This window comes from Bifidobacterium cuniculi (assembly GCF_000741575.1).
GTDB classification, from domain to species: domain Bacteria; phylum Actinomycetota; class Actinomycetes; order Actinomycetales; family Bifidobacteriaceae; genus Bifidobacterium; species Bifidobacterium cuniculi.
In genome coordinates this window covers 25258-38667 of the sequence record NZ_JGYV01000012.1, presented here as the reverse complement: position 1 = coordinate 38667, position 13410 = coordinate 25258, and the positions used below count along the sequence as shown (strand labels likewise).

Here is a 13410-nt window from a genome sequence, read left to right as displayed (position 1 = left end):
TCTCGCGTCACCCGGACTGGGCGCAACAGGCTGACTTGTTGGCCGGCCTGGCCGATGCGCTGCCGGCGGGCGCGGTGCCGTTGCTGCACAGTGACCAGGGCTGGCAGTACCAGCAGCCCGCCTGGGCGCGGGCGTGCGCGCGCATGGGCATCGTGCGCAGCATGTCACGCAAGGGCAACTGCTTGGACAACGCCGCGACCGAGCAGGTGTTCGGTCATCTCAAGGACGAGTTCTTCCGGGGTCGTCAATGGGCTGACTATGAGTCGTTCAAGCGTGACCTGGAGGGCTACATCCGTTACTGGAACTCGACACGCTGCCAGGCAGCGGTCGGGGGCATGAGCCCCGACCGCTATGAGCAGGCGTTACTGGCCCTGGCCGGGTAGGGCCGGGGCATGGTAGACTGAGCACCCACACCATGAGGGTGGGTGACACTCATTAACCCCGTCCAGAAAACGGGGGACAGTTCAAATAGCGTAGTGAAAACGGCGGAATGTCGCCAACTCACTGTGACGCATCAGAACGTCTCCCGACCGGCTATTTGATAGTGGGTAGCAAATGGCATATGGCGGCATGACGGCTCGTACGTGCCGCAACCAACCGAATGATGACAGGACCTTGCGGCGAGACGTGCCGCGTTCAGCTTCGACTTCAGCGAGTCACGATGTGCACCTACGCGGTCGGCAACAACGACAACCTGCGCGCCGGCGAGCTGGAAGCTTGGAAGTCGCTGGAGTGGAGCGAACGGAGCAAATCGACTTGTTGCCGGAACGGGTACAGGACGATAGAGACGACTGAATAAATTCGATGTTTGCACATACCCGCTGTGTGTAGAAGCGCTTGTTCTGAAACCCCACGTACGCGAAACTGTGCACAAGGCACGATGATCGTGGCCCGCAGCGGCGCAGCGAAGCACCGTCGCAGACGGAAGAAGGAGCAATCCCATGAGCAGGAACATGTCACTATGGAAGAAGGTCGGTGCCGTTGGCTTGGCCCTCGGCGTTGCTTTCTCCACCGCCAACATCGCCTACGCATCCGCGACGGCAACCTACATCCCCTACAGCAGCGGCTCAATCGAAGGCGGATACTTCCGCGGCAGCCGTACCGTCACCTACACTTCCTCAGCCATCAGCATGTACTCCGTCAACCAAGCCTCCTACTGCGAGGCCAAACAAAGCGGCAACATCAACCCGCGATATATGAAGGTTGGTCTCGGCCAGACATGCAGCGTATCTCAAACGGGGACTGCAACCACTGCAGGCGACTACGCAAAATACATCGTCGGTTAGCAAACCGTCAATTCCAGCAAAAGTCCCTCGCTTTTGCCCATGTTCTGACTATGCCGTGGCAGCACTGAATATGGAAAGGGAAGGCAACCGTGCCTTCCCTTTCCATATTCACTCATCCCGCAAGGAAACCACTATCATGCCCATTACGATCGCATCAAAAAGGCAACATCATACAAGAGCCGTTCTCGCGTCAATCATGATCATTCTTCTTGTACCTCTGTCGGCTTGCGGGAGTGCGCCACAGGAAGAAGTGGCCCCCGAACCGAGCAGCCAACCGTCGGCAACCGCAATCAAGATCGCCGCATCTATCCCCGACCGCATCGAATACCTCCTGAGCATCGACGACAACGCCACTTATCCCATGTCAGAAGCACAGAAAGAGATCCTGCGCAAAGCCGTGGAAAACGGGGGCGCCATCTCCAAGGCCGACTACGATCGCGCCTGGAGCAACTACCAGCAATGCATGGTGGACAAAGGATACACCACGCCACAAGTACCCGTATACGACAATGGCCTACGCAGTCCGGCACTCATGCCCATCGACGTAGGACGTACCGAGGCGGAGATGGATAAGCTCGCCCACGACGACAGCCAATGCCGCTCCCAGGAGTATCTCATCGTGGATGAATCCTACCGGCAAGCCATCGGCAATCCCAATCTTTACGCGGAAATACCCGTGGCCATCACCGACTGCCTACACCGTGAGAAGCTCGTGCCCGCCAGCTATACGGCACGCCAGTTCGAGGAGGAGCAAGCTGCCTACCGTGAGGTCTCCGCCAGGAACTTCACCACGGATCGCTACGACGAAACAGGCGAGGCAGCCAGCAAATATAGTTTCGACTTCCATGATCCCAAATCCGTCATATGCTTCGTCACCAACGGTGACGATTCCGACCTCAGCGTCCGTTTCCCAGGCTGGCAGCCATTCAAATAGCCGCTTCTGCGACATCCCACGCCATGACGATTCATCACAATAACTGAAAGATTCCATGAAAACACTCACAGCCATCCTATCCAAGACAAGACAACAGAACATCGCCACGGTATGCGCTGGTATCATCGACAAGGAGCGGACGTCATGGTCAGCGCCAAGAAGGGGCGGAGGGAAGCATGGTTGGAACAGCGAATATCGAGGAAAGCGGCGCATCAGCAACATCCCGGCAACGCCTGCGCCTCATCCTCGTGGAGAACGACCCATTGGCCATGGAACTGGTGGGGGAACTGCTGGCCGCCTACCTGCCTGGACTGGAGGTCGTCGCCCACCTGACCGGCGGCTTCGACACGGTCGACCACTGCACACGGCATCGGGGAGAAGCGGACGCGATTCTCATGGACATGCACCTGGGCGACATCGACGGGCCGAAAGTCGTCTGGCAGCTGCGCCACGACGGCGACACCATCCCCGTGCTGGGCATGACCTCCCTGCCGCTCGACCGCTATTTTGGCGCCCTGCGGCTGGCCGGCGGCCAGGGCCTGTGTTCCAAGCGCGACATCCGCGGCATCGCCCACGCCCTGCACGCCATCGTCCACGGGGAGTCCTGCGACGGCTTCGACTCTCCCGCCCAGGCCATTCGCCACATCCAGACCCAACATCACCCACTCACCATGCTTACGCCGACCCAAGGCCGGGTCATGGATCTCCTCGCCCGCGGCATCACCGACGATGCCATCGCCACCCATCTCGGCTGCTCCCCCGCCACGGTCCGCAAGCACCGGCAGCATGCCCTCGACCGGCTCGGCGCCGCCAACCTGCGCGAAGGAATAGTGCAATGGAACCACATCAACCGCATGTTCGGCCTCGACTGACCGCACGGATCGCCCACCCCGGCGTCCTCGCCGTCATCGCGGTGACGTCGGCAGTCCTCTTGTGGGATACGTTCGCGCTCAACACCGCACCGCTGCTGCTGGCCGCACTGGTCATCGCACAGGTGCTGCTCCTCGCCGCCTCCTACCGCTGGCCCGTCCCCGCGCTCGCCGCTTGCTGCGTGCTCGCGCTGGTCGGCGACGCCGTCTTCCCCGTCTACAGCGCGTATTCGCTCTACGCCATCATGGCCGTGCTCGGCCTGTGGGCTTACCGCACGTGCGACGCCGCAGCCGCCGGCGCGGTCGTCGCACTGTCCGCGTATCAGTGTGGCTGGCTGGCCCTGACCGGCGGTTCCATGGCGCAGTCGCTCCTCTTCGCAGCCATGTTCATCCTGGATGCGCTGCTCAGCTGCGCACTGCGTCATGTGTTTGTCCGGTTGCGGCAGCTGCGGGAGCACATGAGGCAGATGCGCGCACAGGTCCGCCGCTCTGCCCACGGCATGCACGACGCCGTCGCCGGCCGCCTCACCGAAGTCGACCTGCAGCTGCAGCGGCGCGAACTGCAGGTGACGTCAGGTGACCGGCCGCCGTCACCTGACGAGATCATCGAGCTCGACCGGCACGTGCGCGCCCAGCTCGATGGCATCGCCACCGACGTCGCCGGCATCGTCGACCTCCTGCTGGAGCAGATGACGGATGAATAAGTTGTTACCGGAACGCCATCGGCAATCCCGGTCTTTATGCGGAACCGATTCTACGCCGACATCTACAACCCCCACCCACCTACTGCGCCAGCGTGAACTGCGCATTGTAGATGTCGGCGTAGAAGCCGTTGCGGGCCAGCAGCTCCTCGTGCGTACCACGCTCCACGATGTCGCCGTCCTTCATCACCAGGATCATGTCGGCGTCGCGGATCGTGGAGAGGCGGTGGGCGATCACGAAGCTCGTGCGGCCCACGGTCAGCTGGTCCATCGCCTTCTGCACCAGCTCCTCGGTGCGGGTGTCCACGGAGCTCGTCGCCTCGTCGAGGATCAGGATCGGCGCGTCCTGCACCATCGCACGTGCGATGGTCAGCAGCTGCTTCTGGCCCTGGGACAGCGTGGTCTTGTCGTCGAGCACGGTGTCGTAGCCGTCGGGCAGCGAGCGAATGTAGCGGTCGAGGCCCACGGCCTTGCACGCCGCCACGACCTGCTCGTCGCTCACGCCATCCTTCGCGTACACGATGTTCTCGCGCACCGTGCCGCGGAAGATCCAGGTGTCCTGCAGCACCATGGAGAACTGGTCGTGCACGTTCCAGCGCGGCACGGACTTCGTGTCGATGCCGTCGATGGCAATGGTGCCGGCGTCGATCTCGTAGAAGCGCATGAGCAGGTTGACCATGGTCGTCTTGCCCGCGCCGGTCGGCCCGACGATGGCGACCTTCTGCCCGGGCGCAACGTCGGCGGAGAAGTCGTGGATGACCGGCTGGTCCGGCTCGTAGCCGAAGCGCACGTGACTGAAGGAGACACGGCCTTCCACGGGCGTGATCTCGCCGTTGCCGTCACGGCCGAGCAGCGGCTCCTTGTCGCGCTCGTCGGGCAGTTCGGGTTCGTCGAGGAAGCCGAAGACGCGCTCGGCGCCGGCGGCGCAGCGCTGCAGGTTCTGGAAGGCCTGCGCGAACTGGCTGAGGGGCTGCGTGAACAGGCGGATGTAGAGCATGAAGGCGACGATGACGCCGAACTCGATGGTGCCGTTCATGGCGAGCGCCGCGCCGACGACGCACACGATGACGTAGCCAATGTTGCCCACGAGGTTCATCATCGGCATCATGAGGCCGGAGAAGAACTGGCTCTTCCAGCCCGACTCGTACAGGTCGTTGTTGTACCGCTCGAAGCGGCGGATGGCGTCGGCCTCGCCGTTGTATGCCTTGACGATGAGATGGCCGCCGTAGATCTCCTCGACGTGGCCGTTGACGTCGCCGAGCGCGACCTGCTGCTCGGTGAAGTACTTCTGCGAACGCTTCATGACGAAGAGCATGAGCACGAGGCCGATGATGGTCACACCGATGGCGCACAGCGTGAGGATGACGTTGTTGGCGAACATCATGATGAGTGCGCCGAAGAAGAGCGTGACGCTGGTCAGCAGCGAGCCGAGGGACTGGCCGAGGGTCTGTCCGACGGCGTCGACGTCGTTGGTGATGCGGCTCATGACGTCGCCGTAGCTGACCTTGTCGAAGTACTTGAGCGGCAGCTTGTTGATCTTGACGCTGATGGCGTCGCGCAGCCGCTGGGCGGTGCGCTGGGTGACGGTGGCCATCATCCAGCTCTGCACGTAGCCGAGGAGCGCATAGCCGACGTAGAGGCCGACGAGGATCCAGCCGATGCGCGTGACGGCCGCCATGTCGATCGACTTGAGCACCGGCTTGCCGCCGACCAGGGCGGGCAGGCCGGCGACGATCTCGTTGGTCATGTCCTTGAGGTAGTCGGGCCCGATGATCTGGCAGACGGTGCTGCCGATGCCGAGGATGAGCGCGATGACGATGGCGGGTATGTAGCGTTTGCTGAAGCGGATGAGCTGTTTCATCGAACCGGCGAAATCAGCCGGCTTTTCCACGGCCCTGCCGCGTCCATGTCCCATTGGTCCGGGCATGTGTGGTCCTTTCTGAACGAAGCGTAAGTCAGTGCGAGGATGTTCCACGTGGAACAGCCTGGTCAGGCCTCGAGTTCCTGCTCGCTGAGCTGGGACTGGGCGATCTCGCGGTAGACGTCGCAGGTCTCGAGCAGCTCCCGGTGGGTGCCCTGGCCGACGATCCTGCCGTCGTCGACCACGAGGATGCGGTCGGCATCCATGATGGTGCCCACGCGCTGGGCGACGATGATCTTCGTGGAATCCTTGGCGTAGTCCTTGAGGGCGTCGCGCACCACGCGGTCGGTCTTGAAGTCGAGTGCGGAGAAGGAGTCGTCGAAGATGAGGATCTCCGGCTTGCGGTAAACGGCGCGGGCGATCGACAGACGCTGCTTCTGGCCGCCCGACACGTTGGTGCCGCCCTGCGCGATCGACGCCTCGAAGCCGCCCTTCATCTTCTCGACGAACTCGGTGGCCTGCGCCACGTCGCACGCTTCCTCCACGCGGTTCATCTCCTGCGCGGTGAGCGGACGGTCGGACTCGGCGGCGATCAGCTGCTCCTCCATGCGCCGGCCGGCGGCAGTGGACGTGTCCGCCATCGGCACGTCCCCGTCCTCGCCGGGGCGGTCGCCGTAGCTCACGTTGGAGGCGACGGTTCCCTTGAACAGGAAGGACTGCTGGGGCACGTAGCCGATCTTGTCGCGCAGCACGCGCACGTCGTAGTCGCGCACGTCCACGCCGTCGACGAGCACCTGTCCCTCGGTCACGTCGTAGAAACGCGGCACGAGGTTGATCAGCGAGGACTTGCCGGAGCCGGTCGAGCCGATGATCGCCACCGTCTGGCCCTGCTCGGCGGTGAAGCTGACGTGCTCGAGCATCGCCTCGCGCGAGTCGGGGTAGGTGAAGCTCACGTCACGGAAGTCGATGCGGCCGGCAAGCTCGAGGTCGTCGGCGTAGTCGTGCGCGTCGGCGTCGGTCACGATGCCGGCGGTGCGCGCCTCGGCGACGGTCAGGCCGCGCCCACGGCTGCCGGACTCGATGAGCGGCTGCGTGTTGATGACCTCCAGGACGCGCTGCGCGGAGACGTCGGCGCGCGGCCAGAGCACGAAGACCATGCTCATGAGCAGGAAGCTCATGAGCACCTGCACGGCGTAGCTGGAGAAGACGATCATGTCGGAGAACAGCGGCAGCTTGTCGGCGACGCCGGCGGCCTCGATCAGGTAGGCACCAATCCAGTAGATGGCGAGCGACAGGCCGTTCATGACGGTGCTCATGAGCGGCATCATGATGGACATCGCACGGTTCGTGAACAACTGGGTGCCGGTGAGCTCGGCGTTGGCGCGGTCGAACTTCGCCTCCTGGTAGTCGTCGGCGTTGTAGGCGCGCACGACGCGCAGGCCGGTGAGGTTCTCGCGGGCCACGAGGTTGATGTTGTCGGTCAGCTGCTGCATGGCCTTGAACTTCGGCATGACGACCACCATGAGGATGGCCACCGCGATGAGCAGGACGGCGGTGGCGATGCCGGTGGCCAGGGTCCACTCGAAGCCGCCACCGGCGATCTTGCACACGGCCCACACGGCCATGATCGGCGCCTTGACGAGCATCTGCAGGCCCATGGTGACGAACATCTGGATCTGCGTGACGTCGTTGGTGGAGCGCGTGATGAGGCTCGCGGTGGAGAAGCGGTTGATCTCGGAAGGCCCGAAGGATTCGACCTTGCGGAACTCCAGGGAGCGCAGGCGCTGGCCGAAGGAGGCCGCAACGCGGGCCGCCAGGTAGCCGGTGACGACGGCGCACACCAGCGAGCCGAGGGAAACGAGCAGCATCTTGCCACCCTCGGCCCAGATGTCGGCCATCTTCGAGCCAGGGGTCTCCACGAGCGTGGTGATCTGCGACATGTAGGTCGGCAGCTGCAGGTCGAAGTAGACCTGGCCCACGATGGTCACGAGGGCCAGGAACAGCTGGCCCATCTCCGCCTTGGAGAGGTATTTCATGATACGGAACATGTAAGGTCCTTTTGGTCAGTGGGGCGGGCGTCCGCCGGTTGGGGATCGGGAAGGGGCCGGACCGCGGGCGGCGGGGCGCAATCGCGATAGTCGGTCAGTCTTGGTCAGTCGGACAGGAAACGCCGTTTGCAGCGGCGGGGTCGGCGCTGTCGTCGCCGAGGAAGGGATCGTCGTCGTAGACGGCGCGCGCCACGCAGGCAGCGGCGCGCAGCCGCTCGCGCTCGTCGTTACGCCGCGCGAAGGCGTCGTGAATCTGCTCGTCGGTCGGACGGGGTTCGCCGGGCCGCAGCAGGGACATGTAGGTGAGGAACTCGGAGATGAGGTCCACGAACTCCCGGGTGCGGCGCTCGCCCATGCGCTTGAAGATCCAGCGCAGGTTGTCACGCATGCCCTCGCTATGTTCGTGGATGGCCGCACGGCCCTCGTCGGAGAGCGCGACGACCACGCGACGGCGGTCCTCCGGGTCTTCGGCGCGCGTCACCCAGCCCTTGCGCAGCAACGCGGCGATGACCGCGGAGACGCGCCCGGAGGTCACGCGCATGGCCTCGGCCAGTTGGGACGGCGTACGCGCGCCATGCATCATGAGCTCGCGCATCACGAACATCTCGCCATGGCCGCCGCGCTCCAGCGAGCGCGTCATGCGGGAACGGCTTCCCCACATGACGTGCATGACCTCGCGAATCGCCTCGTCTTCGTAATCCATCACGCCCCTCGCTTCCAGTCGTGATTCCCAGGATGGAAATTTATCTTATACTCAAAACTATTTCCACCGTAAGACAAATTGTGCAGTGCGCGGGTTCTTGAGAAATCTCCCGTTTTCCCGTGACTTTTCCAGGGCGTGGGCCGCGCCCTGGAAAAGTCACGGGAAAACGGGAGATTTCTCAAGAACCCGCGCGAAGGACCTGATATCGTGAAAACCGTTTTGGCACGCAACCGCTCATACCGGGAATCGGGGGCACCATGGTCAAGGACATCCTCAAACTCATCGGATACCTGTTGATGACCGTATTCAGCGTCGCGATGGTCATCGGCAGCATCACGCACTCCCCCTCGTCCCTATGGTGGGCAATCCCCATTTCCCTCGCCGTCATCAGCGCCTCTACAATCTATGTAGTCAAGAGGAAGAGCCCCTCAACCTCGCGCTCGAACGCGCAGGAATCACGACGTCGTCCCCCTCATGAAGATTGCAGTCAGTGACACATTTTCCGGCCGTTGAAAATCGTGTAGGGCTGTGGGCTGCACAACTGTCAGTTGTGCAGCCCACAGCCCTACACGATTTTCAACGGCCGGAAAATGTGTCAGTCGCGCAGCAGCCAGTCACCTGTCGTCGAGGTCCGCCATGCCGGCACTGCGGCGCTCGGCGTCACGCACCTCGGCAAACTCGCGCCGCCCGCGCGTCTCGTGGCGGTTCTTGAGCAGGCAGTAGCCGCCGAAGAGCAGCAGCCAGCCCAGGCCGGCGATCGCGGGCCAGCGGGTGTCGGCGGCGATGAACAGGGTACCGTAGATGAACACGAAGAAGGCGATGACCAGCGGGTCGAGCACCTTGTAGGCGGGCATGAGGAAACCGTCGGGCATGAACTCCGGCGACTTGCGGTAGCGGTAGTGCGCGACCATCGTGAGGATGTAGATGAAGATGATCACCGCGGAGCTCGCCGAGGAGAACAGCACGAAGGCGCCGGAGACGCCGGGCAGCGCGCTGACGATCGGCGAGAGCAACACCAGGCAACCCGAGGCGATGATGGCGCGCGCCGGCACCTTCGCCTTCGAGACGGTGCCCAGCTTGGACAACGTGGGCGAGACCGACTCGTTGGCCAGCTGGAAGAGGTGACGGCCGGCGGAGTAGAGCAGCGAGTTGAGCGAGCTGGCCGCGGCGGTAAGCACCACGAAGAAGACGAGCGCGGCCGCCCAGTGCAGGCCGGCGAACTCGAAGACCATGATGAAGGGCGACGTGAAGGAGCCGTCCTCGTTCGGCGCGAAGTTGCGCCACGGCACGATGGTCATGATGGCGAGCAGCGCGCCGACGTAGAAGATGAGCACGCGCACGATGATGCCGTTGACCGCCTTGGGGAGCACCTTGCGCGGGTTCTTCGTCTCCGAGACGGTCACGCCGACGAACTCGATCATCTCGTAGGCGAAGAAGACCATCTGGAAGCTCATGAGGAGGGACACCCAGCCGTTGGGGGCGAGCTGGAAGCCGTCGGTGATGTTGCGCACGGTGACGCTGCCCGCCGGCGAGACATGGTCCTGGCCCGGCACCTGCGTGGCGCCGTACTTGTATCCGGCGATGAGCATGACGACGGCAGTGACGATCATGACCACGATGAGCGTGATCTTGATCATGGAGAACCAGAACTCCGCCTCGCCGAAGACCTTCACCGCGATGAGGTTGATGCCCACGAGCGCCACCAGGAAGCACAGCTCGATGAGCCACTGCCAGGCACTGAGGTCGAAGCCGAGCGTGCCGAAGAAGGTGACGCAGTATTGGCCGACGGCCGTGATCTCGGTCATGCCGATGAGCACCAGCACGATCCAGTAGGACCACAGGGCGAACTTGCCCCAGCCGTTGCCCAGGTACATGCGGATGAAGTTGATGAAGGTGTGCTGACTCGGGTCGCGGTACATGAGTTCGCCGATGCCGCGCATCATGATGAACATCATGATGCCGACGGCGATGTAGACGAGCACGATGCTCGGTCCGGTCAGGTTGATGGACTTGCCCGCGCCCAGGAACAGGCCAGTGCCGATGGCACCGCCGATGGCGATGAACTGCACGTGCTTATTCGTCAGGCCGCGTTCCATCTCGTTGTTTTCGTCCAGGCTGTGCAGCGACGTCGGCGCAGTGCCGGATGGGCGCCTGTCCTTGCTCTGTTCGGATTGTTGCATATCACACATAATATGAACGACTCTATAGACGCCAAGGTTACGGATGCAAACCGAAAGGGGCGCTTCCCCGTACGGCGAACGACAGCGGCGCCCCGGGTATGGATGCGTGCGCATACGCGCGCGGGACGCATGCGCGTCCATGTGCGTTTGCATGCCCCACCACCCCCTCCTCCTCCGAGAGATCTCTCGGAGGAGGAGGTGGCGCTATTCCACGGACTTGAGGGAACTGACGGGGTCGATGCGGTCCAGGACGGGGTTGACGAAGAGCTGCACCAGGAAGGCGAAGGCCAAGGTGGCGGCAGCGGCGATCACGTAACTCCACGGGGATACCGTCACCTCGAAATACATCGAGGGCATGTTGAGGACGCTTATTGCAATCTCGCCACGCGACGCCGCAATGAAGACACTCAAATGATTTATCATACAACACATTTACACAGGAAATGCCGAAGCACGAAAGACGCAAATCAAACCAAACGAGAGACGCAAACAACGCGCAATATGGTATACTTCGAAATTAGATTTTGAACAGTATCAGTAAGGAGGGTTCCATGAGCGAATTAGATTCCTTCCGGGCGCTCGAATTTGTGACAGGCATTCCTACAATGACTGTCACGAAAGATGGAGTAAGCTTCAACAAGGCAACCGTAGACAAACTCAAGCGTCCTGAATATGTGCTTGTCCTCATGGACGACAGCGCCCATCGCCTAGCCATTCAGACGTGTTCGCAAGACACCACAGACGCACGTCCTTTTCTCAAGGAAGGCCGGTCGTCGCGCGCGGGGGTGCGATGGAATAATTTCGACCTCAAAATGACATTACAGAGACTTATGAGATGGAACCTTGAAGACAATGGATATAAAACCGAAGGTGACTATTTCCCTGAGGACAATGCCATAATCTTCAATCTTGACAACAGTCACATTACAGAGAGGAGTACGCGTAGGACAGACACCCGCTGACTTTTGGAAAAGTGTGGCGAATTATTGGCGTAATCCGCCACACAGGAAGATGCTGTAACAATAATGCACAACACCCGCATTACGCATTATTGCACATCCTCTTCCTTCCAAGCAATGCAATACACGACAAGTTACCTATATCTCTTTTGCATGCATGAAAGGACGATTACATGGGACACCCTTCCCTTTTCGAGTGGTGCGAACGAACGGGCTCCGAGCTCCGCTTGCACGGCATACAATTCTCCGATGAAGGATATCCACGGTTCCCCGAGGGACTTCTACTTCACGACAAACCATCAGAGATGATCGACTGGAACAATCGGCTTCAGTCCAAAAACCCACAGGACACAGTCATCACTATGTTCATGAATGATGATTCCCTGTATCGCCGTCTGTTCCGTTTAAGCTCCGATCTCCCAGAATATAAGCGTTTCATGGGCGTGAGTGGATTCGATTTCAGTCCCCGCCCCGACATGCCCCTCGAAATGCAGCAATTCCACATTCTGGTCAATATGCTCGCTACATTATGGTTGGGGATACACGGTGTGCCAATTGTGCCTAATTGGCGTATCGGCAGCGAGGAAACCTTATCAGCACTTACCTCCTATCCAGCCGACACCCAATTTGCAGTTGGAACGCTGGGATGTGCAAGACGGCATATCTCCACAAACATAACGCTGCTCTGCCAAAAGCTCATAGTGACGCAACCGAAATCATTACTTGTTTATGGTGCACTTCGCCCGCAATTTCAGGCCGTATTGGAACAAGAACACATCGACTTTCGCGTTTATCGCGAATATCGATATCGCTCCTTCCACGCCGCACGGAAAGACACGGGAGCGAAGTAACCATGGACGCAAAAGGAACTTATTCGAAACTTGCTCGGGAGCGCCATACTGAAGCGGAATCCCATGATGACAATCTGCTTCGCGCCATCGGTAGGGCCCATGAACGCGTGGAACGGCATGGATCCAATTGGGAATGGGTAGACCTTAATGAGGTATTGAATGAACTCGCCCCTGGGGCCTCTCCCATTGCCGAGGGGACAAAGTTGAAGTACTACAACCATGACCGAACCATATGCGTCATCGTTGACGTCAGCGGATATCTGCGAATCATGGATGTAGCAGCTTCGCAATCATCCAGACGAACGCAATATCTTGACATTCATGGAAAAGACGCCCACAACATAACCGTCAATGGAAAACAACGCGGACGAACCAAGGATGAATTTCAAAGAGCAACACACTACCGAATCAAGAAACGAGGTATGACACAGTGAAAGATCCATTTCCTCATATGTATACAATTCTCGTTCCCAAAAACGTGCAGGAGGACGCACCAATCGGACCAGATGACACGTGCGACATGTTTCCCCTTTCCCAAGAAGAGTTCGACTGTCTGCAGTCTCATTTGTTCGAAAAGTACAACAGGCAGTTCGAAATATTGATCGCCCCCTACGAAGAGGAACGGATTAATTCCCGGGAGGTCCACATGGCTCTCCAAATAGCTAAACAAGAACTTACCAAGGCAAATGTCGCAATGAGTGAGGCATATGTGCATGGCTTAAGCACAGTCGTTAAAGCATTGCAGACAGCCGAGTCTCGGCATACATTTGCAGAATTGGCTTTTTGAGAGGTAACCATGTCGCATACAACCAAGGAACGAGGTCCGAGCCCCTGTTGGTACCATATGTTCTTGCTGTCAAGCATGTACACAGACGCTTTCCGCACGTGTACCATACGAGCCTGCGAGCATAAAGGACCTCTACCTTCTGAAGACCTCGATTCACCTTTCGATTTACAAGACAGCATATGCGGCTATGCAACTCGTCTTGCAAAGGTATCGACGTTGGATACTTGCGCA

General features: G+C 60.4%; 15 protein-coding genes. 10 read left to right on the top strand and 5 right to left on the bottom strand.

All coding sequences use genetic code 11. The features are described 5' to 3' along the window. From BCUN_RS07590 to BCUN_RS11520, 5 genes are all read left to right on the top strand, one after another. The coding region (locus BCUN_RS07590) for an IS3 family transposase (RefSeq protein WP_034258551.1) at positions 1-383 on the top strand (383 nt) is incomplete at its 5' end. A gap of 558 nt (positions 384-941) precedes the next feature. Beyond that, complete coding sequence (locus BCUN_RS07585; RefSeq protein WP_034258549.1) at positions 942-1286, top strand: hypothetical protein; 345 nt, start codon at positions 942-944, stop codon at positions 1284-1286. Positions 1287-1536: 250 nt separating this feature from the next. Further along, complete coding sequence (locus BCUN_RS11525; protein WP_051920925.1) at positions 1537-2220, top strand: hypothetical protein; 684 nt, start codon at positions 1537-1539, stop codon at positions 2218-2220. 176 nt (positions 2221-2396) lie between these two features. Continuing rightward, complete coding sequence (locus BCUN_RS07575) at positions 2397-3092, top strand: response regulator (RefSeq protein ID WP_081895620.1); 696 nt, start codon at positions 2397-2399, stop codon at positions 3090-3092. Next, positions 3056-3793 carry a hypothetical protein gene (locus BCUN_RS11520; protein ID WP_051920924.1) on the top strand — a complete coding sequence of 246 codons (738 nt, stop codon included), beginning with the start codon at positions 3056-3058 and terminating at the stop codon, positions 3791-3793. Before BCUN_RS07575 ends, BCUN_RS11520 begins: the two co-directional genes overlap by 37 nt. Positions 3794-3872: 79 nt before the next feature. On the opposite strand, the gene BCUN_RS07565 is transcribed toward BCUN_RS11520, so the two are convergent. The 3 genes from BCUN_RS07565 to BCUN_RS07555 all read right to left on the bottom strand — a co-directional run bounded on the left by BCUN_RS07565 (position 3873) and on the right by BCUN_RS07555 (position 8402). Further along, positions 3873-5717 carry an ABC transporter ATP-binding protein gene (locus BCUN_RS07565; RefSeq protein ID WP_033516433.1) on the bottom strand — a complete coding sequence of 615 codons (1845 nt, stop codon included), beginning with the start codon at positions 5715-5717 and terminating at the stop codon, positions 3873-3875. A 62-nt stretch (positions 5718-5779) separates the two neighbouring features. Beyond that, positions 5780-7699 (bottom strand): ABC transporter ATP-binding protein, encoded by a 1920-nt coding sequence (locus tag BCUN_RS07560; RefSeq protein WP_033516434.1) that lies wholly within the window; start codon positions 7697-7699, stop codon positions 5780-5782. A gap of 94 nt (positions 7700-7793) precedes the next feature. Continuing rightward, positions 7794-8402: a MarR family winged helix-turn-helix transcriptional regulator gene (locus BCUN_RS07555; RefSeq protein WP_081895619.1), complete on the bottom strand. Its 609-nt coding sequence runs from the start codon at positions 8400-8402 to the stop codon at positions 7794-7796. Between the two features lie 257 nt (positions 8403-8659). On the opposite strand from BCUN_RS07555, the gene BCUN_RS12360 reads away from it, so the two are divergent. Then, positions 8660-8896, top strand: a complete 237-nt coding sequence (locus BCUN_RS12360; protein WP_152598116.1) for a hypothetical protein — start codon at positions 8660-8662, stop codon at positions 8894-8896. Positions 8897-9016: 120 nt separating this feature from the next. Here BCUN_RS12360 and BCUN_RS07545 read toward each other — a convergent pair whose 3' ends face one another. Both BCUN_RS07545 and BCUN_RS12355 read right to left on the bottom strand, forming a co-directional pair. Continuing rightward, positions 9017-10582, bottom strand: coding sequence for an amino acid permease (locus BCUN_RS07545; protein WP_051920923.1), 1566 nt, complete (start codon positions 10580-10582; stop codon positions 9017-9019). 204 nt (positions 10583-10786) lie between these two features. Then, positions 10787-10993: a hypothetical protein gene (locus BCUN_RS12355; RefSeq protein ID WP_152598117.1), complete on the bottom strand. Its 207-nt coding sequence runs from the start codon at positions 10991-10993 to the stop codon at positions 10787-10789. 140 nt (positions 10994-11133) lie between these two features. Here BCUN_RS12355 and BCUN_RS11515 point away from each other — a divergent pair, with 140 nt between their 5' ends. From BCUN_RS11515 to BCUN_RS07530, 4 genes are all read left to right on the top strand, one after another. Beyond that, entirely contained in the window at positions 11134-11544 is a 411-nt protein-coding gene (locus BCUN_RS11515; RefSeq protein ID WP_051920922.1) for a hypothetical protein, read from the top strand. 170 nt (positions 11545-11714) lie between these two features. Next, complete coding sequence (locus BCUN_RS11920; protein ID WP_081895617.1) at positions 11715-12392, top strand: DUF4417 domain-containing protein; 678 nt, start codon at positions 11715-11717, stop codon at positions 12390-12392. Between the two features lie 2 nt (positions 12393-12394). After that, on the top strand, positions 12395-12826 hold the full coding sequence (locus BCUN_RS12350; protein WP_152598118.1) for a hypothetical protein: 432 nt from the start codon (positions 12395-12397) through the stop codon (positions 12824-12826). A 17-nt stretch (positions 12827-12843) separates the two neighbouring features. Next, a complete protein-coding gene (locus BCUN_RS07530) occupies positions 12844-13179 on the top strand; it encodes a hypothetical protein (protein ID WP_033516437.1) in 336 nt (111 codons plus the stop codon). Positions 13180-13410: the final 231 nt, after the last annotated feature.

What these genes read in the sequence shown, in the direction of transcription:
- BCUN_RS11920 (WP_081895617.1), top strand. Translation starts at nt 11,715, where the DNA reads ATGGGACACCCTTCCCTTTTCGAGTGGTGCGAACGAACGGGCTCCGAG.
- BCUN_RS07585 (WP_034258549.1), top strand. Translation starts at nt 942, where the DNA reads ATGAGCAGGAACATGTCACTATGGAAGAAGGTCGGTGCCGTTGGCTTG.
- BCUN_RS07565 (WP_033516433.1), bottom strand. Translation starts at nt 5,717, where the DNA reads ATGCCCGGACCAATGGGACATGGACGCGGCAGGGCCGTGGAAAAGCCG.
- BCUN_RS07555 (WP_081895619.1), bottom strand. Translation starts at nt 8,402, where the DNA reads ATGGATTACGAAGACGAGGCGATTCGCGAGGTCATGCACGTCATGTGG.
- BCUN_RS12360 (WP_152598116.1), top strand. Translation starts at nt 8,660, where the DNA reads ATGGTCAAGGACATCCTCAAACTCATCGGATACCTGTTGATGACCGTA.
- BCUN_RS07530 (WP_033516437.1), top strand. Translation starts at nt 12,844, where the DNA reads ATGTATACAATTCTCGTTCCCAAAAACGTGCAGGAGGACGCACCAATC.
- BCUN_RS07560 (WP_033516434.1), bottom strand. Translation starts at nt 7,699, where the DNA reads ATGTTCCGTATCATGAAATACCTCTCCAAGGCGGAGATGGGCCAGCTG.
- BCUN_RS12350 (WP_152598118.1), top strand. Translation starts at nt 12,395, where the DNA reads ATGGACGCAAAAGGAACTTATTCGAAACTTGCTCGGGAGCGCCATACT.
- BCUN_RS11515 (WP_051920922.1), top strand. Translation starts at nt 11,134, where the DNA reads ATGAGCGAATTAGATTCCTTCCGGGCGCTCGAATTTGTGACAGGCATT.
- BCUN_RS11520 (WP_051920924.1), top strand. Translation starts at nt 3,056, where the DNA reads ATGGAACCACATCAACCGCATGTTCGGCCTCGACTGACCGCACGGATC.
- BCUN_RS07545 (WP_051920923.1), bottom strand. Translation starts at nt 10,582, where the DNA reads ATGCAACAATCCGAACAGAGCAAGGACAGGCGCCCATCCGGCACTGCG.
- BCUN_RS07575 (WP_081895620.1), top strand. Translation starts at nt 2,397, where the DNA reads ATGGTTGGAACAGCGAATATCGAGGAAAGCGGCGCATCAGCAACATCC.